At 66.8% G+C, this 18,623-nt stretch carries 28 protein-coding genes, 1 tRNA gene and 1 pseudogene; 24 read left to right on the top strand and 6 right to left on the bottom strand.

What is annotated here, in order from left to right; genetic code table 11:
- The gene (locus tag ACZ50J_RS02485) at positions 1-1,665 is read right to left on the bottom strand and encodes a peptide-N4-asparagine amidase (protein WP_464299709.1); all 1,665 of its coding nucleotides are present in this window, start codon (positions 1,663-1,665) and stop codon (positions 1-3) included.
- Between the two features lie 155 nt (positions 1,666-1,820).
- Here ACZ50J_RS02485 and ACZ50J_RS02480 point away from each other — a divergent pair, with 155 nt between their 5' ends.
- Genes ACZ50J_RS02480 through ACZ50J_RS02470 form a run of 3 tightly spaced genes read left to right on the top strand, consistent with a single transcriptional unit; the run spans position 1,821 to position 3,123 of the window.
- A complete protein-coding gene (locus ACZ50J_RS02480; RefSeq protein ID WP_464299708.1) occupies positions 1,821-2,522 on the top strand; it encodes a class I SAM-dependent methyltransferase in 702 nt (233 codons plus the stop codon).
- A 6-nt stretch (positions 2,523-2,528) separates the two neighbouring features.
- Entirely contained in the window at positions 2,529-2,972 is a 444-nt protein-coding gene (locus ACZ50J_RS02475) for a phosphoribosyl-ATP pyrophosphohydrolase (protein ID WP_464299707.1), read from the top strand.
- Positions 2,965-3,123: a hypothetical protein gene (locus tag ACZ50J_RS02470; RefSeq protein WP_464299706.1), complete on the top strand. Its 159-nt coding sequence runs from the start codon at positions 2,965-2,967 to the stop codon at positions 3,121-3,123. Before ACZ50J_RS02475 ends, ACZ50J_RS02470 begins: the two co-directional genes overlap by 8 nt.
- Positions 3,124-3,135: 12 nt before the next feature.
- Here the strand turns inward: ACZ50J_RS02470 and tadA are convergent, their stop codons facing one another.
- Positions 3,136-3,618 carry a tRNA adenosine(34) deaminase TadA gene (gene tadA, locus ACZ50J_RS02465; RefSeq protein WP_464299705.1) on the bottom strand — a complete coding sequence of 161 codons (483 nt, stop codon included), beginning with the start codon at positions 3,616-3,618 and terminating at the stop codon, positions 3,136-3,138.
- 16 nt (positions 3,619-3,634) lie between these two features.
- Between tadA and upp the strand changes: the two genes are divergently transcribed.
- Entirely contained in the window at positions 3,635-4,273 is a 639-nt protein-coding gene (gene upp, locus ACZ50J_RS02460; protein ID WP_464299704.1) for a uracil phosphoribosyltransferase, read from the top strand.
- 1 nt (position 4,274) lies between these two features.
- Here upp and ACZ50J_RS02455 read toward each other — a convergent pair whose 3' ends face one another.
- Genes ACZ50J_RS02455 through ACZ50J_RS02445 form a run of 3 tightly spaced genes read right to left on the bottom strand, consistent with a single transcriptional unit; the run spans position 4,275 to position 7,113 of the window.
- Positions 4,275-5,525: an MFS transporter gene (locus ACZ50J_RS02455; RefSeq protein WP_464299703.1), complete on the bottom strand. Its 1,251-nt coding sequence runs from the start codon at positions 5,523-5,525 to the stop codon at positions 4,275-4,277.
- On the bottom strand, positions 5,522-6,088 hold the full coding sequence (locus ACZ50J_RS02450; protein ID WP_464299702.1) for an ArsR/SmtB family transcription factor: 567 nt from the start codon (positions 6,086-6,088) through the stop codon (positions 5,522-5,524). Before ACZ50J_RS02450 ends, ACZ50J_RS02455 begins: the two co-directional genes overlap by 4 nt.
- A 41-nt stretch (positions 6,089-6,129) precedes the next feature.
- The gene (locus tag ACZ50J_RS02445) at positions 6,130-7,113 is read right to left on the bottom strand and encodes a small ribosomal subunit Rsm22 family protein (RefSeq protein ID WP_464299701.1); all 984 of its coding nucleotides are present in this window, start codon (positions 7,111-7,113) and stop codon (positions 6,130-6,132) included.
- Positions 7,114-7,289: 176 nt separating this feature from the next.
- Here ACZ50J_RS02445 and ACZ50J_RS02440 point away from each other — a divergent pair, with 176 nt between their 5' ends.
- From ACZ50J_RS02440 to ACZ50J_RS02415, 6 genes are all read left to right on the top strand, one after another.
- Positions 7,290-7,505 carry a hypothetical protein gene (locus ACZ50J_RS02440; RefSeq protein WP_464299700.1) on the top strand — a complete coding sequence of 72 codons (216 nt, stop codon included), beginning with the start codon at positions 7,290-7,292 and terminating at the stop codon, positions 7,503-7,505.
- 107 nt (positions 7,506-7,612) lie between these two features.
- Positions 7,613-8,434, top strand: coding sequence for a PH domain-containing protein (locus ACZ50J_RS02435; protein ID WP_464299699.1), 822 nt, complete (start codon positions 7,613-7,615; stop codon positions 8,432-8,434).
- A 102-nt stretch (positions 8,435-8,536) separates the two neighbouring features.
- Complete coding sequence (gene def, locus ACZ50J_RS02430) at positions 8,537-9,112, top strand: peptide deformylase (protein WP_464299698.1); 576 nt, start codon at positions 8,537-8,539, stop codon at positions 9,110-9,112.
- A gap of 117 nt (positions 9,113-9,229) precedes the next feature.
- Positions 9,230-10,099, top strand: coding sequence for an SMP-30/gluconolactonase/LRE family protein (locus tag ACZ50J_RS02425; RefSeq protein ID WP_464299697.1), 870 nt, complete (start codon positions 9,230-9,232; stop codon positions 10,097-10,099).
- A 97-nt stretch (positions 10,100-10,196) separates the two neighbouring features.
- A tRNA-Arg gene (locus ACZ50J_RS02420) sits at positions 10,197-10,269 on the top strand.
- A gap of 550 nt (positions 10,270-10,819) precedes the next feature.
- Positions 10,820-11,155, top strand: a complete 336-nt coding sequence (locus ACZ50J_RS02415) for a helix-turn-helix domain-containing protein (protein WP_464299696.1) — start codon at positions 10,820-10,822, stop codon at positions 11,153-11,155.
- A gap of 47 nt (positions 11,156-11,202) precedes the next feature.
- On the opposite strand, the gene ACZ50J_RS02410 is transcribed toward ACZ50J_RS02415, so the two are convergent.
- Positions 11,203-11,409, bottom strand: a complete 207-nt coding sequence (locus tag ACZ50J_RS02410; protein ID WP_464299695.1) for a hypothetical protein — start codon at positions 11,407-11,409, stop codon at positions 11,203-11,205.
- Between the two features lie 255 nt (positions 11,410-11,664).
- On the opposite strand from ACZ50J_RS02410, the gene ACZ50J_RS02405 reads away from it, so the two are divergent.
- The 14 genes and pseudogenes from ACZ50J_RS02405 (at position 11,665) to ACZ50J_RS02340 (ending at position 18,622) form a co-directional block, all read left to right on the top strand.
- Positions 11,665-11,874, top strand: coding sequence for a hypothetical protein (locus ACZ50J_RS02405; RefSeq protein ID WP_464299694.1), 210 nt, complete (start codon positions 11,665-11,667; stop codon positions 11,872-11,874).
- Positions 11,871-12,293, top strand: coding sequence for a hypothetical protein (locus ACZ50J_RS02400; RefSeq protein ID WP_464299693.1), 423 nt, complete (start codon positions 11,871-11,873; stop codon positions 12,291-12,293). Before ACZ50J_RS02405 ends, ACZ50J_RS02400 begins: the two co-directional genes overlap by 4 nt.
- A complete protein-coding gene (locus ACZ50J_RS02395) occupies positions 12,290-12,511 on the top strand; it encodes a hypothetical protein (RefSeq protein ID WP_464299692.1) in 222 nt (73 codons plus the stop codon). The genes ACZ50J_RS02400 and ACZ50J_RS02395 overlap by 4 nt, the downstream gene beginning before the upstream one ends.
- A complete protein-coding gene (locus tag ACZ50J_RS02390; RefSeq protein WP_464299691.1) occupies positions 12,511-12,732 on the top strand; it encodes a hypothetical protein in 222 nt (73 codons plus the stop codon). Before ACZ50J_RS02395 ends, ACZ50J_RS02390 begins: the two co-directional genes overlap by 1 nt.
- On the top strand, positions 12,722-13,168 hold the full coding sequence (locus ACZ50J_RS02385) for a hypothetical protein (protein WP_464299690.1): 447 nt from the start codon (positions 12,722-12,724) through the stop codon (positions 13,166-13,168). The genes ACZ50J_RS02390 and ACZ50J_RS02385 overlap by 11 nt, the downstream gene beginning before the upstream one ends.
- Positions 13,165-13,890 (top strand): DUF4406 domain-containing protein, encoded by a 726-nt coding sequence (locus ACZ50J_RS02380; RefSeq protein ID WP_464299689.1) that lies wholly within the window; start codon positions 13,165-13,167, stop codon positions 13,888-13,890. Before ACZ50J_RS02385 ends, ACZ50J_RS02380 begins: the two co-directional genes overlap by 4 nt.
- The gene (locus ACZ50J_RS02375; protein ID WP_464299688.1) at positions 13,887-14,165 is read left to right on the top strand and encodes a WhiB family transcriptional regulator; all 279 of its coding nucleotides are present in this window, start codon (positions 13,887-13,889) and stop codon (positions 14,163-14,165) included. The genes ACZ50J_RS02380 and ACZ50J_RS02375 overlap by 4 nt, the downstream gene beginning before the upstream one ends.
- An 800-nt stretch (positions 14,166-14,965) precedes the next feature.
- Positions 14,966-15,241: pseudogene (locus ACZ50J_RS02370) on the top strand (DNA translocase FtsK); the annotation flags it as partial.
- A gap of 132 nt (positions 15,242-15,373) precedes the next feature.
- Positions 15,374-15,775 (top strand): hypothetical protein, encoded by a 402-nt coding sequence (locus ACZ50J_RS02365; protein WP_464299687.1) that lies wholly within the window; start codon positions 15,374-15,376, stop codon positions 15,773-15,775.
- A gap of 55 nt (positions 15,776-15,830) precedes the next feature.
- Positions 15,831-17,321 carry a ParB/RepB/Spo0J family partition protein gene (locus ACZ50J_RS02360; protein ID WP_464299686.1) on the top strand — a complete coding sequence of 497 codons (1,491 nt, stop codon included), beginning with the start codon at positions 15,831-15,833 and terminating at the stop codon, positions 17,319-17,321.
- Positions 17,318-17,557, top strand: a complete 240-nt coding sequence (locus ACZ50J_RS02355) for a hypothetical protein (protein WP_464299685.1) — start codon at positions 17,318-17,320, stop codon at positions 17,555-17,557. Before ACZ50J_RS02360 ends, ACZ50J_RS02355 begins: the two co-directional genes overlap by 4 nt.
- A complete protein-coding gene (locus ACZ50J_RS02350) occupies positions 17,557-17,745 on the top strand; it encodes a hypothetical protein (protein WP_464299684.1) in 189 nt (62 codons plus the stop codon). Before ACZ50J_RS02355 ends, ACZ50J_RS02350 begins: the two co-directional genes overlap by 1 nt.
- Complete coding sequence (locus tag ACZ50J_RS02345) at positions 17,742-17,996, top strand: hypothetical protein (protein ID WP_464299683.1); 255 nt, start codon at positions 17,742-17,744, stop codon at positions 17,994-17,996. Before ACZ50J_RS02350 ends, ACZ50J_RS02345 begins: the two co-directional genes overlap by 4 nt.
- Complete coding sequence (locus ACZ50J_RS02340) at positions 17,993-18,622, top strand: hypothetical protein (protein ID WP_464299682.1); 630 nt, start codon at positions 17,993-17,995, stop codon at positions 18,620-18,622. Before ACZ50J_RS02345 ends, ACZ50J_RS02340 begins: the two co-directional genes overlap by 4 nt.
- Position 18,623: the final 1 nt, after the last annotated feature.

Genomic DNA, 18,623 nt, shown 5'->3' with positions numbered 1-18,623 from the left:
TCAGTGTCGCTCGTCCATCACGACCTGGCCGTGGTTCGTGGTGATCCGGTGCCGGTACGGCCGACCGTTGTCGTCGGTGCCGACGTAGCTCGTGCTCGAGTGTCCGTCGGACTCGCTGGTCGTGCCGTCCTTGCGGGCGAGAATGCCGTATGACGTGACGTTCCAGTCCCATCCGCGGCGAACGTGGCAGCTGCCGTCACGCACGGAGCTGGCGACCCGCTGGGTCATGTCGACGGTGCCGTTCAGCGAGAAGTTCTGATCGTCGACGTAGTCGGCTGCGGAGTAGTCGACGGTGATCGGGTAGGACTCGTTCAGCGACGAGCTGCGCACGATCCGGTGGCCGACACGCGAGACCGACTGCGATGACATCTCGTCCTGCTGGGTGATGTTCTGGACCATCCCGGAATCACCGACACTGCCCGAGTTCGACCAGTTACGAGCGGTGTTCACGGTCGTCACGACGCGGCCGGCGGAGGTGTCGACATACCCGCTGATCCGATCGGAGCGGTGCGCGGTCTCGGCATACTTCACCGTCCCGTCGACCGGGTCACCCGCAGTCGTCCGCGTCCTCGGCGCTGCGGCGACACCGTCACTCGTCAAAGCACCCGATGTCTGCGACCGGTGGTGATCGGTCCACAGGAAGAGGGCGGCCCGGACGTTCCAGGTGTCACCGATCGGGTTGATACCGAACGAGATCGAGTGCGTCTTGCCATCCACCAACCGGCCGGCGAACGGCGTCAGGTCCAAGGACTCGGTGCGCATGTCGAGCGTGTCGATCGCGACGACCGGCCGCCACAGAGTGGGCACGATGCCACCGGAGTAGATGTGCGGGAACGTCCCGACAGCTCCGGCCGGGGTGCCGTCGACACCGACGGTGGCTTCGCGGTAGGCACCCGCTGCACACAGCCCGGCGCCGGGGAACTTGTCCGCCACCGCATCCGGCACGGCGGTGAACCACTGCTCGTCGCAGCCATTGCCCTTCAACGTCGTCTCGAGCTCGGCGCGGGTGATGTTGCGCGGCAGATCGCTCAAGGTGGCGGAGGCGGTGGGGCTGTTCGGTGTCAGGTCGGCGACGGGCACGCCGACGACGCGATCGGGGACGTTCGGTGCCGGATGTTTCCGATCGGCCATATAGAACGTGATCGTGACCGTCTGGTCGTAGTTGCCGGTGTAGACGTCCGACATGTAGTTGGTGTAGCCGCCGGAGAACTGCTGCGGAGTCTTGAACAACGCGCTGAACTCGGTGATGTCCTTGCTGAAGGAGAACGTCGTCGGCGTGGCGCCGTTCGGCTCCTGGGTGGTGCCGAACCACACTGGCACGCCACCGATCTCGAGCTCGCCGGACCGGTCGTACTGCCGCCCGGAGACCGACGTGGTCGAGTCGAGCACGACCTTCGACCACGGCCCCTTGCACTTGTCGGGGACCTGCACGGTGCCCGAGTAGAGCTGCGACGACAAGTCTGCTGCGTTCGACATGAAGTGATCGGCGAGCGTCACCGTGCAGTGTTTCGTGTCAGGACGTGACACCGACGGCTGCGCGGAAACCGTGTCACCGCCGGAGGTTTCGATCACCCCGCTCACCGCACGCCCGGACGCAGCACTCGCGCCGGTGGCACCGGCGAGCGCCATACCAGCGGACAGGACGGACACTCCCACAACACTCACCAGACGACGCACCACGACTCCTCACCTACGAACCTTGACCAACGATCGACGCTAGTCCGCCCGAGCCCCGCACGGGGCGTTCGCGACGGCTCACTGCTCAGGGCGTCGAGCGGGCGGCCATACCCGACCGGCGGCGCAGCGCCTAGATTGGTCGTATGACGAGCGAGTCCACGTCCGACAGCCTGGACACAACGGCATACACCGACAGCCAGGTCGCGGCGGCATACAACGCCGTGGCGGCGGAATACGCCGAGGCGATGCGCGACGAACTGGCGGGCAAACCGCTGGACCGTGCGCTGCTCGCGGCGGTCGTCGAGATGTGTGACGGCGGCCGGATTGCGGACATCGGCTGCGGGCCGGGCCACGTCACCCAGTACCTCGCATCCCTGGGTGCCACGCCGCTCGGCGTCGACATCTCGCCGGCGATGATCGACATCGCCCGGACGGAGAACCCGGACGTCGAGTTCCGGGTCGAATCGATGACCGACCTGACCGCTCCGGACCAGAGCCTGGCCGGCGCCGTGCTGCTCTACGCGATCATCAACCTCAGCACGACCGAGCGGGCCCGGACCTTCGCGCAGGTCTTCCGAGCACTGCAGCCGGGCGGTATCGCCCTGGTGTCGTTCCACATCCGCAGCGAGGAATTCGCTCCGGGGCAGACGCAACACCTCCAGACGTGGTTCGGGCACAGCGTTGACATCAGCGGACACTTCCTCGATCCGGACCAGGTGATCGACGAGATCGCGGACGCCGGGCTCGACATCGTCTCGGTCACCACCCGGATGCCGCATCCGGGCGTGGAGATCCCGACCGAGCGCGCGTACGTCCTCGCGCAGCGCCCGGCACAACAGAGCTGAGCAGCCGTGGACATCGCCGAGTGGACCAGCCGTCTGGAGAACGTCTCCGCGGGGTACGCCGAGGTGTATGCCGTGGACCGTACGCCCGACTGGATGCTGTTGAAACTGATGGAGGAGGTGGGCGAACTCAGCCAGGCGTGGCTGGTCGCCGGCGGCCGAGGTCGTGACCGCAATCTGACGGAGCAACAGCGGCACGATGCCGTCGCAGCGGAGTGCGCGGACGTGGTGGCGATGGCGCTGCTGGTCGCGCACCGGATGGGTGTCGACGTCGAGACGGCGCTGAGCGACAAGTGGCTGCCGTGGGAGGAATTCCACGAGAAGCGACGCGCCGACGCAATAGCTACACCGCCGATCGCGTTGGACAGCAACGCTTTTCAGGACTCACCAGCATCGACGGACGTGCCATGCGAAACTGGAGTTCCATCCCGATCAAGGAGCTCCCATGAGTGACTGGCCCACCTCGGCGAAGGTCGTCGTCGTGCTGCTCATCCTGCTGATCGTGGTGCCCGCGATCTTCAAGCTGCTGTGGCTGGCCATCACCGCCGCGGTGGTGCTCGGCATCGGCTACGTCGCGATGCAGGCGATCAACCGCAAGCGCTGACCGCCATACCGCTCAGTCCGCGGAGCGTTTCGCCTTCCGCCGCGCCCGGAAGAAGTCGGTCAGCAGCTGCGCACACTCCTGCTGGCGTATGCCGCCCACGGCGTCCAGTTTGTGCGGGCTCGTGTTGTCCGCGATGACATCCCACGCGCTGCCGCAGGCGCCGGCCTTGGGATCCCACGCCCCGAAGACGATGTGTGAGATGCGCGACTGCATGATCGCGCCGGCACACATCAGGCACGGCTCCAGCGTCACGACCATCGTGCAATCGTCGAGCCGGTAATGCCCGAACGTGTCCGCGGCCGACCGGATCGCGACGATCTCGGCATGCGCCAACGGGTCGCTGTCGGCGACGCGTCGATTCGGTGCCGCACCGACGACCGTTCCGGCGCTGTCGAGCACGACGGCGCCGACCGGCACGTCGTCCGTGGCGAGCGCCATACCGGCCTGGCGCAGCGCCAGGCCCATCCATTCGTCGTAAACATCGGGCGCGGGCACGACTAGAGTTTGCGCCATGCGTGTCGAGCTGGCCAAGCACCCCCTGATCGCCCACAAGCTGACCTACCTGCGTGACAAGCGCACCGACAGTCCGACGTTCCGGCGTCTCGCCGAGGAGCTCGTCACCCTGCTGGCCTACGAGGCGACCCGCGAGGTGCGTGTCGAGCCGTTCCACATCGAGACGCCGGTGGCGCCGACCACCGGCATCAAGCTGTCCTCCCCGAAGCCGCTCGTCGTGCCGATCCTGCGCGCCGGCCTGGGCATGCTCGAGGGCATGGTGCGCCTGCTGCCCAGCGCGGAGGTCGGCTTCCTCGGCATGCAGCGCAACGAGGAGACGCTCGAAGCGATCACCTACGCCAACCGCCTGCCGGACGACCTGTCCGGTCGTCAGTGCTACGTGCTCGACCCGATGCTCGCGACGGGCGGCACGCTCGCGATGGCGATCCGCTATCTCGCCGATCGCGGGGCCGACGACATCACCGCGGTGACCCTGTTGTCCGCGCCCGAGGGCATCAAGGCGGTCGAGGATGAGCTGTCCGACCTGAACATCCCGATCACCCTGGTGACCGGCGCGATCGACGAGCGCCTCAACGAGAACGGCTACATCGTGCCCGGACTCGGCGACGCCGGTGACCGGCTCTACGGGGTCGTCTGAGTCAGGCGGCCTTGACGACCGCCGGCTCCTCGTCGGCGAGCCGGCCGAGCCGACGGATCGACGGCACGAGCAGGGTCACGCTCACGATCGCGATGTAGACACAGCCTGCTCCGATCAGCAGGGTCTCCACGTCCATCGTGCTTGCCAACCAGCCGAACGTCAGACTGCCGATCGGTATGGCGACGAACGACCCGAGCATGTCGTAGCTGGAGACCCGCGACAGCACCGCACTCGGGATGCGCTCCATCATCGCCACCGTCCACCCGGTGCTGAAGACCTGCGTCCCCATGCCGCTGACGAACGCGACGCCCATCATCGGCAGCGTCGCCGGGTGAATCCCCAACATCAGCAACGGTATGGCGAAGCACAACATCCCGGTCATGCCCGCCCGGAGCGGGTGGCGCAGCTTCCAGCGGAGCAGGATCACCGACATGACGAGCATGCCGACAGCTTCGGAACCCACGACCAGGCCCCATCCGCGGATGCCGAGTGTCGGATCGTTCTTGGCGACGACCGGCCCGACGACGATCCACGCGCCCACGTGAATGGCGTTGAGCACGCCGAACGCTGCGACGATCACCCACAGCCAGGTGCGCGAGGTGAATTCGCCCCAACCGTGGCGCAATTCGACGAAGATCGAGGTCCGTTCGGTCCGCTTCGCGGTCGGCAGGGCGATCCTCGCCAGCAAGGTTGCCGCCACCACGAAGGTGACGCCGTCGATCGCGAGCGCCAAGGCGGGACCGGTCGTCACGACCAGGGTCGTGCCGAGCACCGGCCCGATGAACGTCGCGCCGTTGCGCACGAAGGCCATCAGTGAATCCGCCTGCTGGAGTTGATGTTTCGGCACCAGCTGCGGGATCAGGCCCTGCTGGGCCGGCATCGAGAACGCGCTCACGCCACCGGACAGCGCCGCGAGCACGATCATCAAGCCGACCGTCGCCCAGCCCCGCTGCAGTGACAGGGCCATGCTGAGCTGGATCGCCGCCATCGCCAGGTAGCAGGTCTGCATGACGGCACGGCGCGGCAGCCGGTCGGCGATGACACCACCGAAGAGCAGACAGAGCACACTCGCGGCCATCTCCGCCGCCAGCACGGTGCCGAGCGACTCCGAGGAGTTGTCGATGTGCAGCACCGCGAAGGCCACGGTCACCGGCGTCATCATGCTGCCGACGATGTTGACCGACCGGGACAGGAAGAACCACCGGAAGTCCTTGCCGCGCAACACGTCCAGTGTGCGTGTTCGCTCGCTCATTGCGCACCGTCCGGTGCATCGCGCTCGTCCTGCATCCGGAAGAGTTCGGCCTGGAAGTTCACGTGGACCGATCCGGCGGCGTGCGGCCGCAATGCCTCCTCGTGCACCAATCGCGACGCCTCCTTGACGAGTTCCAATGCCCTGAGCCAGGTCTCCGGGGTGAGCCACACCTCGGCATCCGCGCTGAGCGCCCGGCCATCGACGCGCTGCGCCGATCGGCGCACGAGCTCCTGGTGGAGCACGTCGATGTAGAGCCGCCACTCGTCGGGATCGGCCGACCTCACCGGTCGCGCCGTGTCGGTGCTCCGGCCGCTCTCCCCCGTATACCGGTATCGGTACCTCTTCGCCTGGCCGCCCCGCACCGACTCGGTCTCGGCCACCTCGACCTGCCCGGCCTTGGCCAGCGTGCGCAGGTGGTAGCTCGCGTTCGCCTGAGTGATGTCCAACTCGCGGGCCAGCTCGGCGGCGCTCATCGGGGCACCGGTGAGCATCGACATCATCCGCAGCCGGACGGGATGCGCAGATGCGCGCAGCTCACTGAGCGCCTCATCCTCCAAAGACATGTTTGGCAGTATGGCGCGCCGTGTCTGCGACTGTCAAAGAGTTATTTGGCAGTGGGCTCCCACTCGTCGCCCCAGCGCACGTCCCGTGCCTGTTTGTATGACGCCCCGAGCCGCTTGGTCACCAGTTCACGGCCTGCGGACCCGTCCGGTCGACACAGCTGCAGTTCGACGAGACCCTTGCGCTTGACGGGGTGCCGCAGCACCCGCGCCGCATCAGTGTCCGACTCCGCCATACCCGGTCGCACGGCGACGACATACGAGAACTTCTCGTCCTCGTGCCCGAGCTCGCCACCCTTGAGCTGCCGGTGCACGGACGACCGCTCGACGCGAGCGCTGAAGTGGCACCAATCCGGTTGCCGCACGGGGCAACCCGACTGGTGCGGGCAGGGTGCGACGATCTGCCAGCCGGCGTCGAGCAGCAGTTGCCGGGCCGCCAGGATCCGCTGGTGCCCGCTCGGCGTTCCGGGCTCGACAATGGCAACCGCCCGCTTCGCGGCGCCCAGCGCGGCGTGCATCAGGTCCGCCTGCGCAGCGTCCTCCAGCTCGGACAGCACGTAGGACACGGTCACCAGATCGGCCGCCGGCACCGGCGAACCCGCCTGCCATCGCGCGAAATCCACCGATCCGACCTGGGCCACGCGCAACTTCCGGCCGAGGGTCAACGCCTCGCCGACCTGGTCGAGCACGGTGATCCGAGCGTCCGGCCATTCGCCCTGAGCGGCCCAGGCGGCCGCGCCGGTGCCGCCACCGAGATCGGTGACTGATCCGATGTCCGGAAGGCGGAAAGCACTCTGCCGGAACATGTTCGAGCACGCGGCGAGTGTCGCCGGCATCCGGTAGAGGGCATAGGCCAGCACGTCGGTCGGACTCGCGAGGATCGGTGCGGAGGCGGCGCCGCCCTGTCGGTAGCGACCGATGAGTCGCTCCACGGACGCGGCCAGCGGAGCGCGCGGCACACCTGCCGCAGCGGCATCGAGCGCGTCGCGCAACCGCAGGTCGAGCGAGCGGTCGGATGAGGTCGACATCTGGCAGTCTCCGGATCGAACGGTGCGGAATGCCGCAGAAGCGACCACACATCCTAGCCAGTGCGCCCCCTCCCGTAGGAGTACCGTGAGGTCGCCACGCCCGCCATACGACACACCCGACGGGCGCCAAGCAGTCGTCACAACAGTCACATCTGTCACAATCTTCAGGAAGACCCGTGCGCCCACCGCGCGCCGAACTCATGAATGCCGGAGGAATGATGGCCCTGGACAAGGTCCGCAAGGTCGTGATCTGGCTGGTGGTCGCCTTCATCGCCTACGCGATCTTCACGTCGCCGGACCGCTCTGCCGACATCGTGCACAACATCTGGTCGATCATCACCAACGGCGTCGACCAGATCGGCAAGTTCTTCGACAAGATCCTCAACGGCTAGTGCAGTGGATCAAAAATGAAGCAGGTGCGGATGTGGACAAAGTCGTTGGTCAGGCGCGGAGCGACTGTCCAATGACTTTGTACGCGCCGAACTAGGTCTGCCGGGCGATGGATCACGTCGATCCACGCGCCGAGTCGGCGATGGCGCGCTTCCTGCTGGACGACGAGACGATCGTCGTCGCGCAGCGACAGCACTGGGCGGCGATCGGCCAGCCCGTGGCCATGGCCGTGGTCGGCTTCTTCCTGGCGCTGATCGCCGGCTTCTCCGCACCCGCGAAACTCGGTGTGCTCACCGACTTCGCCTGGAAACTCTGGTTCATCCTGTTGGCGTACGCCGTCATACGGCTGGTGGTGTGGCGGTTCGACTGGTTCATGGCGACCGACAAACGGCTGCTGATGATGTATGGCGTCATCAACCGCCGCGTCGCGATGATGCCGCTGGCCAAAGTGACCGACATGTCGTTCAACCGGAACGTCCTGGGCCAGCTGCTCGGCTACGGGCAGTTCATCCTGGAGAGCGCCGGCCGGGAGCAGGCGTTGCGCCGCATCGACTTCATCCGCGACGCCAAGGGCACCTACCTGGCCATCGTCGGCGAGATCTTCGGCGAGGACGACCCGAACGGCACCACGTCGGCCGGCACGGACGAGAAGCGCTCCGCCGACGAGACCGATCCCTTCCTGCACCTGCAACTTGCCGCCAGTCGCTCGAAGGCCACCTACGAGGACGATCCGACGAATCTGCCGGTCCGGCCGATCGGCAGCTTCCTGCCGCGCCCGGAGCGCCCGCGCCGCAGCGGGCTGCGCGAGCGGGTCCTGCGCCGTGCGAAGGACGAACCGCCACCGGCTTTCGGGCACGAGGGCGACGTCGGCTGGGGCCGTGAGGACCCGCCGACGCGGCCGCGTCGGCCGCGCGACCTGTCCGACGACTGAGCGCCCGTGGCGACGGCGGCACCGTCCGCCGGATAACCTTCGTGGTCGAGTCAGCGCCCGGAACACGTCCGGCGCGAGCACGAGCCTCTGGAGTTGAAGATCATGGCAGTCCGTCCGATTACCGTCATCGGGCACAAGGCCTTGCACCAGCCCACCAAGCGGGTCAAGGAGATCACTCCGGAGATCCGCACGCTGGTGCAGGACATGTTCGACACCCTCGACGCGGCCCAGGGCGCCGGGCTCGCCGCCAATCAGGTCGGCGTGCGGTTGCGGATCTTCGTCTACGACTGCGCCGACGAGTCGGGCGTCGACCAGCGGGGTGTGGTGATCAACCCCAAGCTCGAGAAGGGCGCCGTGCCGCCCGGCGACCCGTCGCCCGAGGACGGCGCCGAGGGCTGCCTGTCCGTTCCGGGCGAGTGGTTCCCGACGCCGCGCTCGACCTGGGCGAAGGTCACCGGAATCGACCTGGACGGCAACGACGTCGTCGTCGAAGCAACCGGCGGAACACTGGCGCGCTGCCTGCAGCACGAGACCGACCACCTCGACGGCAAGCTGTACGTCGAGCGGCTGACCCCGACATACCGCGGCAAGGCGCGTGAGGCGATGAAGGCCCGCGGCTGGGAGGCCGCGCACATCACCAAGTGGGACCCGCAGACCCAGGAAGCCGAAAAGGTCTAGCGGCCGACCAACTCGCTACTGTCGTCACTTCCTCGCCCGCAGCACGAGATCCGGGCGAGTCACTCGCTACTGTCGCCACTTCCTCGCCCGCCCGGTCGTCCCCATAGGCTGAGACACATGCGCGCCGAACCCATCGCCAAGCCCCACGCCTTCCACGCCGAGGGACCGATCTGGTGGCCGGAATGGTCGCTCGACGGACCCGGCGAACTCCGCTACGTCGACATGCTCGCCGGTGACGTGCTCATCGCGCGCGGCGACGACGTCGAGCGCATCCACGTCGGCAAGGTCGCCGCAGCCATGCGGCCCCGCGGCGCCGGCGGGGCGGTCATCGCCCTGGAGCGCGGCTTCGCACTCGCGAACAACAACGACCTGTCCGACCTGCAGGTCATGCAGCCGATCTGGAACGACGAGTCGGTGCGGTTCAACGACGGCGGCTGCGACCCGATGGGCAACTTCTACTGCGGCACGATGGCGTATGACGAACGCCCCGGCGGCGGCTCGCTCTACCTGCTCACGACGGAGGGTATGGCGTCGCCGGTCCTGCACGATCTCACGATCTCCAACGGCATCGGCTGGTCGCCGGACGGCACGACGGCATACCTGAACGACACCCCGACGCGCACCATCTGGGCGTTCGACTGGGAGCCGGAGACGGGCCTGACCGAGCGGCGACCGTGGGTGGCGCTGCCCGACGACGTGCAGGGCAGCCCGGACGGCCTGTGGATCGACCAGGAGGGCGGCGTCTGGGTCGCGCTGTATGGCGGCTCCGCCGTGCACCGCTACGTCAACCGACAGCTCAGCGAGGTCGTCGAGATCCCCGGTGTCACCAATGTCACTGCCTGCACGTTCGGCGGTGACGACCTCCGGACGCTCTATGTCACGACGACTCGGGAGAAGGTTCCGCACGGCGAACAGCCCCTGGCCGGAGCGGTATTCGCCGTCGAGCCGGGCGTCGGCGGTATGCCGGTGGCGCCATTCGGAGCCTGACCACGACGGAGCGGATCGGCGGGAAACGGGCCGATTTCGCTCCTGGGCGATTGCTCGGGTAGAGTATCCCAGGCGTTGCGCGGTCACCGCGCGGCAAGCACCCGTAGCTCAACGGATAGAGCATCTGACTACGGATCAGAAGGTTTGGGGTTCGAATCCCTACGGGTGCACGCTTCCACGGCCTGGCGAAGTTCCTTCGCCAGGCCGTTCTTGTCGATGTAAGCAGGCACGTAGCGCGCAACGTCGAGTTCGTCGGCGTCAAATCCCGAAGCAGTCGCCACGACCCAGGAAGTGAACCCGTTCTCGCCCAGGGTCTTGACGTCGTGCGCACCGAGTGCCTCAGCGATGACGGCGAAAGTGATCATGTCGACGCTGATCCCGAGAACCTGAGTGATCGCCTCGCGAATAGCACCGACGGAACCTCTCGACACCTGAGTAGCCAGGCTGGCACTTCCCCCGCCACTTGGCCCTGAGTCACCGGACTCAAGCCAGGTCAGGGGGACTCCAGTCGCTAGTGCCCAGCCGGCAAGAGCAGGCCGACCTGGCCGACTGCGACCAGCCAGGTAGTTCGCCACCGTGTTTCGGTGTGCCCCGAGATCCGCCGCGATCTGCAACGCGGTCTTTCCCGACACTCGCAGAGACTTGTGAAGGCGATCGGCGAGGTCAAATTCCAGGTCGGAGCGCCCTATCGGTGCTGTACTCATGCGGTGAGTATTGCACATGCTCATGCACACCGGAAGACCGCTCAGCCAACACGCCCAAATGCCTGCCCCGCTTGACTTTCACAAGCTTGTACATTTGCATATGCACATGAACACGGCAGATGAGTTGGGCGCTCTGATCACCCCTCAAGCGTGCTCGGTTCTCGGGATCGATCGCAGCACTCTCACTCGATGGGTTCGGAGTGGTCGGATCGAGCCGACCGGAAAGCTGCCTGGACGCACCGGCGCTTTCCTCTTCACCCGTGCGGAGGTGGATCGGGTAAAGCGTGAGTTAGACGCCGAGCGGCGACGCAGAGAGCGGGCCTCGACTCGCCGCGCGAAGGCGGCGTCCTGATGCCGTGGGTGCAGGTCGGTCAGCAGCCGGCGAGTAGCCCTCGTGTATTAGCGGCGCCGGAACAGCACGGTCAAGATCGGACCGTCGGGGTCGTACGTCACGTTGTGACTCACGACGCCCCATGCGGGATCCGCAAGCATCTCCGCTGTCTCCTTGTTGGGCTCGTCCGTCAGGGCGACCATCACGGCAGCCTCGGCGTCCGGAGCGGGCACGGCGTAATCCGGCAAACGCCACGTCAGAAGTCGAATCTCCATGCGCACGGGCCTTTCCACTGGGGTCGAGTGCTCGCAGGCTACGCCGTCGCGAAGATCCGCAACCGAACTTCCTCGTCTGGCTCCCCTGGCTGACGAGGAACGGCGGCGCGGGCGGGCGTTGCTCCTCCCCCCTGCTGCGCGAAGAGCCCGCGCCGCCACCCCTTACCCCGCACATAGAAGAACGGGCCCCGGTCATTCGCTCATCGACCCACGACGGCAACCAGGGACCCGCCCAACTGGAAGGGAATTTACCCGATGGCCAGCAAGTATCAGCCGAAGCCCGACATGGAGTTCGTGGCCGGCGTCGGCTACCTCAAGAAGGAACCCCGCTCACGGGTGTTCATCAGCGAGCAAGGCGAGCCCGGCACTCGCGGAAACACCCCGTATCGCCGTCCCACGCGAAAGCCATTGTCGAAGAAGGCATTCCGGCACGCGACTCGCGGCCAGTCGAGGAACGCGTCATGAAGCGGTGGAAGCCGACGACCCGGCCCCGCGAGGACTTCGCCCTGATCGAGTTCAGCGGCTCTCGGATCTCGCCGATGCGCAACCTCATCGTGTGTTCCACCCCTCCGAGCACCGTTCTCCGCGGCCGCGTCCTCGCCCGCTTTGCGCAGTGGTGGGACCGCAAGGCGCTCGCGGTCGACCTCATCGCGCTGGATAACGGCGTTGCCACGCTGGAGGTCCGGGTGAACGAGCTGCTGATCGCAACCGCGACCGCGTCCCCTCTCACACTGCAGCCGCATACCGGTCCGTGCCCGCGCTGCGGTGACCGCTCGGCATACGACCTCGTGCACTCTCCGGTGCCGTTGCTGGTGATGTCGGCGTGCCGGCGCTGCTCCTGGCGGACGTCGGACGCGGAGTACGACCTCGGGAGGACGGCATGAACGTCTACGCAGATTCCCTCGACGATCTGTCGACCCGGTTGACGAAGGTCGCCGCGGAGCGCGAGAAGCAGGCGATCACGTCCCTCCTGCCGGTGATCCGTCGTCGTGATCTCACGCCGGCGCAGATCGAGGACGCGCTCTTGCCCTGGTCGGCTCGCCTCAACAGGTTGCGTCGATCGGCCGCGATCGCGGCGCGCTCTGCGAAGGAGATGCGCTGATGGGTGCTTTCAACGGTGGCGCGTTGCTGATCTTGCTCGCCTTGCTCGCTCTGATCGCTTTCCGTCGCGAGCTGATGGCGTGGGTAGACGGCCCCTCTGTCACTCCGCTGCCGTGTGACGTGTGTGGCGACCTCACCCCCGTCGCCGGTGACTCGGCGGCGCCGGTGCTCTGCACACGCTGCATACCGGTCGCCCGGATCGGAGCTCACGATGCCGACTGACGAAGAACTCGCCGACGCGTACCGGCTCATCCTTGATGACTACAACAATTGGGCGGCCGACCCTCTGGACCTTGCCGTCCGCATTGACGAGTTGGACCCGCCGAAGCCGGAGTGCGCAGCAGGGACACCGGCCTATGTCACCTTCCACGACGGGACCACAGCCCTGTGCACGCGTGGACTCAGAGGCGAGTGGTGGCCTGGCGGGTCGCAACTTCTGTCATCTCGGCCATTCCACGACTCCTGCGTGACCAAGGTTGAGCCGTTGCGTGTCCTGGGCGACGACGAAATCGCCCTGCCGAGAAGGGCATTCGGTGGGCGGGATGCTGAGTTCGCACGGTCGGTGGCCCGCAGATTGCGGAAGTACTCGTCGACTGCGGCAAACGCGCTCCGTGCCTACGCCGACGCACTGGACGCCGAGGCGGGTGATCGGCCATGACGACCCTGCAGGACATTCAGAATCTGGCTCGGGTCGCGCGTGAGCGAACCGCGCAGGACATGAAGTGGGGCGAGCAGAACCATCCGGACGGCACTGGCGACAACCAGAGCACGTGGCGCGCACTGGAATCACCGCTCTTTCACGAGACCGATTCGACAGGAGTGGCAGATGCTGCCCGCGACGCGTGCAATCGCAATCATCAGTTCGGCGTGGGTACGTGGTCGGACATCTTGCTCGAGGAGGTCGCTGAGGCCTTCGCCGAGACCGAGCCGCGCTCCCTGAAGGAGGAGCTGCTGCAGGTGGCCGCGGTCGCGGTCGCATGGGTTGGCGCGATCGAACGTCGCACGACGACACGGGAGCGTGTCTACCTGTCCGGTCCGATCTCGGGCGTCCCCGACGCCGTGACGAAGTTCTCGCTAGCAGCGGAGGTCCTGATCGAGCAGGGCAAGACGCCGGTGAACCCGTTCATGGTCGCGCCGCTCACCCACGATGGTCGGCCGTGCGCTCCCGGCTACTCGCCCGGTGACTCGGTCGCCGCTCACACGTCGTCAGCGTGTTACATGCGCACGGATCTCCTCGCGCTCCTGGGCTGCGACTCGATCCACATGCTCGAGGACTGGTGGCACTCCCGCGGCGCCAACGTCGAGCGCGACGTAGCGATCGCGATCGGCATGCCGATCACCTATGCAGACGGGCACGAACCGAACGAAGTCGACCAATGACCGGGCAAGCACTGCTGTTCGGCGATGCCGATCAAGAGTGGAAGACCAAAGCCGTTTGCCGGCAACAGAATCCGGAATTGTTCTTCCCGAATCGGGGCGATCACGACACCGCAGCGCAGGCAAGGCAGGTATGCCGCTCCTGTCCGGTCATCACCGAATGCCTCGACGATGCACTGAGCCGAAAGGAACGTCACGGTGTGTGGGGCGGACTCACCCCGGGCGAACGCACGCACCTCCGTCGCCAGATGGCCGAGCAGCAGGAGGCGACGGCATGAAGTTCCAGGTAGAGCTGCGGGACCTTCGCCGTGCGCTCGTGGCGGTACTGCCGTATGGCGTCGGCGCGGCCGATGGGACGGATCTGTCCCGGGTCCGGTTCTGGCCGGGCGAGGTGAATCTGACGATCGCAGCGACCACGGGTTACACCGCCGGCCTGGCCGTCGTGTCGACGATGGGCAGTGATGACCTGTCGTATGGCCGCGATCGCGGCGACGACGGCGACTCGTTCACCTTCGACCTGACGCCGGACGAGGTGAAGAAGATCCTCGCCGTCCACAAGACCCGGAAGGTGTCTGGTGAGGACGTTGAGCAGACCGTCCTGTTTGACGTCCAGGACGACACGTTGGTGACGTCGGACGTCTCTGGCCTGTTCGCCGGTGACGAGTCGCTGTCGGTACCGCTCGCAGACGACCCGAAGCACTTCCCCGATCTGCCGGGGTATGTCGGCGGTCTCGCGCACCGCGCCGAACACGTCGACTCGGCGAGGTATGCCGCCGAGCCGCTCGGCCTGTCGGCTGCCGCCTTGCAGGCGCTAGTAACGGCTGCGAAGGCCTATAACGCACCGCCGGTGCTGCGCCTTGTCGGGCTAGCCGACGAGAAGTTCGTCGGCCTGGCAACGGTCGGTGAGAGCTTCATCGGCGTCGTCGCCACACGCGACATACGCGACCGGTTCCTGACCGAAGACGACGACGCGCTCGACGCGTGGCCGGCCTGGCTCGCGCGCTTGCCTGACCGGCCCCCGGAACGGGCGCTGTGGCTGTCAGTCGTCGAGGGCGAAGCGGACGCGGAAGTCGCCGGGCCGGCCGAGGCGTCGAAGGAGATCACCGACGATCGCGGACTCCTGTCGGAGGCCGTCGAGCTCGTGGTCAACACACAGTTCGGATCGGCGTCGATGCTGCAGCGGAAGCTACGTGTCGGTTTCGCTCGGGCAGCGAGGCTGATGGACGAGCTGGAGGCGAACGGCGTCGTCAGCCCATCGGAGGGCACGAAGGCCCGCGACGTGCTCGTCGCCCCGGACGACTTGCCCGTCGTGTTGGAGGCGCTCGGCGGACACGAGGCGGAACCACATGAGTGAACTGACCTCGACGACCTGCGGGACGTGCGGCACCGCGGGCGGTGGTGGCGTCGTGTTGATCATCACCCACGGTCGTCATGGCGACCACTACGAGCCAAAGCCGTGCCCGGCGTGCGGAACAGGTGATCGCTGATGCCGCGTCTGATGTCGGTCGCGATGACCAGTGATGCGGTGGTCGAGCGACGCAAGACCGTCACTCGCCGCAAGGGCTGGTGGCTGGACAAGAACGGTCGCCGCCTCCTGCACGTCGGTGACCGGCTGACGCTGTGCCGGAAGGTGCAGGGGAGGAAGCCTGGTGAGCCGTTGGAGCGGCTCGCCGAGGTGCAAGTCGTCAGCGTCCGTCGGCAGATGCTCTGCGCAGTCGCTGGACCGCATGAGTTCGACGAGGCCGGTCGGCTGATCTGGCCCGAGGTCATCGCCGAAGGATTCCCGGGCATGCACCCGGATGACTTCATGGACCGGTTCTTTGTCGACGCCCAAGGGATTCACTACGGCGACGACGTGACCCGTATTGAGTGGCGATATCTCGACTAATCACGCCGAAACAACCTAAGCACCAACATCATTCGCGAATGGGAGCACACCCGCCATGGCATCGAAGACCGAGATCGTGTCGCGGATCGAGTACCTCGACCCGGACGACATCGCCCCGAACCCACGCAATCCACGTCACTCGCTCGGAGACCTGAAGGAGCTCACAGCATCGATCGCCGAGCAGGGCGTCCTCGAGGCGATCGTCGTCGAACCGTTCCCCGAGAACGAAGCCCCACCAGCAGACGGACGCAAGTGGTTGCTGATCCACGGCCACCGCCGTCACGCGGCCGCGAAGGCTGCTGGCCGGTCCACGATCAAGTCTGAGATCCTCCCGACCTCGTCGTCGCCCGAGGAGCAGGTCGCGCGGATGCTCGTCGAGAACCTGCAGCGCGCCGGCCTGACACCGGTCGAGGAGGGCGACGGCTACCAGGAGCTCCTCGACCTGGGGTGGGACGCGGCCACGATCGCGCAGCGTGTCTCCCGGCCGAAGCGAAAGGTCACCGACATGGTGAAGGTCGCCGGTCTGCCTGAGTCGGCACGTGAGCGGATCAGCGAGGGCCAGCTGACGCTCGAAGACGCCTCTCGTATGGCGAAGTTCGCCAAGGACGCCGATGCGATGGAGGAGCTGCAGGAAGCCGCTGGTGCGTCGAAGTGGAACTTCGAGGAGGCCCTCGCCCGGGTCGAGAAGCGCAAGCAGCAGGAGCGCGAGATCGCGAAGTGGAAGAAAGAGGTCCGCGCGAAAGGCGTGGAGATCTTCACCAAGGCGCAGGTCGACGAGCTCGAGGAGTACTCCGCGCTTGAGTACCTACCCAGCTCCGCTGTTGGAGCCGCGGCCGATCTCGACCCGGCATCCGACAACTTCGAAGACGAGTGGGACCGGCTCGCGCTCGCGGCTCACGCTGACTGCCCCGCCGCGTTCGCGTGGATCGAGTCCGGATCCTGGGGCCTCATGACGCACCTGTGCTGCTCACAGCCGCACCTCCACGACGAACCCGACGCGACCGAGGACAGCCCTCCCGCGAAGCCCAACACGGCGCCTGCGAGCGGCGCACGCCAAGCGCAACGCGAGCAGGACGAACGCGAGCGGGCCGAGCTGCAGCTGAAGCTCGACGCCGCAGGAGTCGCACGCCGCCACTTCCTCGGCACGGTGCTCGACGCCCCCGAAGCCGAAGCGGTCGCGACGTCGCTCGTGCTGCGCAAGCTCGAACGGCTCCTCGCCGGGAAGACCGAGTGGGCGATCAAGCAGCAGCGCGTCCTCGCCGAAGTGGTGCTCCCGAACGCGACACAGGACTCCCTCGACAAGCCGGGCCTGCCCGACCGGATCCGCAAAGCGCTCGCGGGCATGACCGTGACGCAGCTGGTGCTGGTCAACGAGCTCGACCTGAGCGCCGAGCTCAGCCTGTCGTCGCGCCCACCTGCCTGGCAGGACACAGCCGACTACTCCGTCGCGGCCAACTGGATCCGCGACGTCCCGAAGGTGTGGGGCTACTCCTGGTCGGACTTCGAGCAGGGGCTCATCAATGGAGATCAGGAGAACGCATCGTGACGAACCAGACAACGACCAAGAGCACTCTCAGCGAGGCCCAGCGGACACGCGTCGAGGTGATCCGAGTAGCACGTGAAGTGCTGGCGGACGGCAAGAGCGCAGGACCGTTCAGCAACTCGTCGGGCGCTCTGCCGAAGCACCGCACCATCAACGACCTTGTCGACGTCGGGCGCTGGATCGAGACGGGTCAGCACCCGCTCGACGACATCGAAGACATACGAGCAGAGGAGCCGTGATGGCTGGTCAGATGACCGCCGAGCGCAACGCCGACGACAAGAAGGAGGGCATGACCCTCGCCGACCTGCAGGAGTTCATCGACGACTGCTACCGGCTCAACCTGCCGATCGCTACCCGGGTGACGGCGTATGTCGGCTGGAAAGCCCAACTGCAACGGGTCGTCGCGACCGGAAAGAAGGACTCATGATCGACGAACGAGAGCCAAGCCACGAACACCGGGCTCGGTGGTATCTCGCGAAAGCAGAGCGCTGCACCTCCGACGATCCGCTCGCCGCGGGTTTCCTCGCCCGTGCGCAGGTGCATGCGACTCTGGCACTCGTCGAGGCGTCGCAGCCGATTGTGATCACGATCAACGGCGACACCGACGCAGTGTCAGTCGCGAAGCAGCTGCGAGACGAGCTGAAGCAGTCGAACGTCGTTGTCGGGCACGAGCGATGAGGCTCACGGTCCGCCCCCTGACTGACCGGGCGTTCATCGGAGCCTCGGCGCGCGAGCGATCGAAGTTCACCGCGTCCTGGTCGGACACGCTCGACCTGCTCGAGCGTGAAATCTCCGCCCTTCAGAACCGTCGCATGGACGACCCGGTGCTGATGGTCGATTGCACCGAGCGGGATCTCCGTCTGGACGGCCAGTTGCGCGCGGACGCTCGCTTGGGCACGAATGCCGTGGCGCTCGCGTTCGAGTCACGCCGTGGCCCACTGGTGTTCCGCTGCGACCGATACAACGGATTGCCCTGGGGCAACAAGGGATCGCGGATCCTGTGGCAGCACAACATACGCGCGATCGCGCGCACGCTCGAGGCGCTGCGCGCCGTGGATCGCTATGGCGCAACGGAATCGGGCGAGCAGTACGTCGGCTACCGGCAGATCGAGGGCCGACAGGAATGGTCCCCGGCGCAGGCCCGTGACGAGCTGCTCTCGATCGTCGGAACGGAGCATGCGGTCCTCGACGACGTCGCCCTGGTGAAGCGTGCACGTCGCACGTCGCACCCGGACATGCACGGCGGGCAGCGCGATCTGTGGGACATCGTCGAACGGGCCTCCCGCGCGTTGGGGGTGGCCTGAC

Source organism: Flexivirga sp. G2 (assembly GCF_055397625.1).
This window is presented reverse-complemented; position numbering and strand designations above follow the sequence as displayed.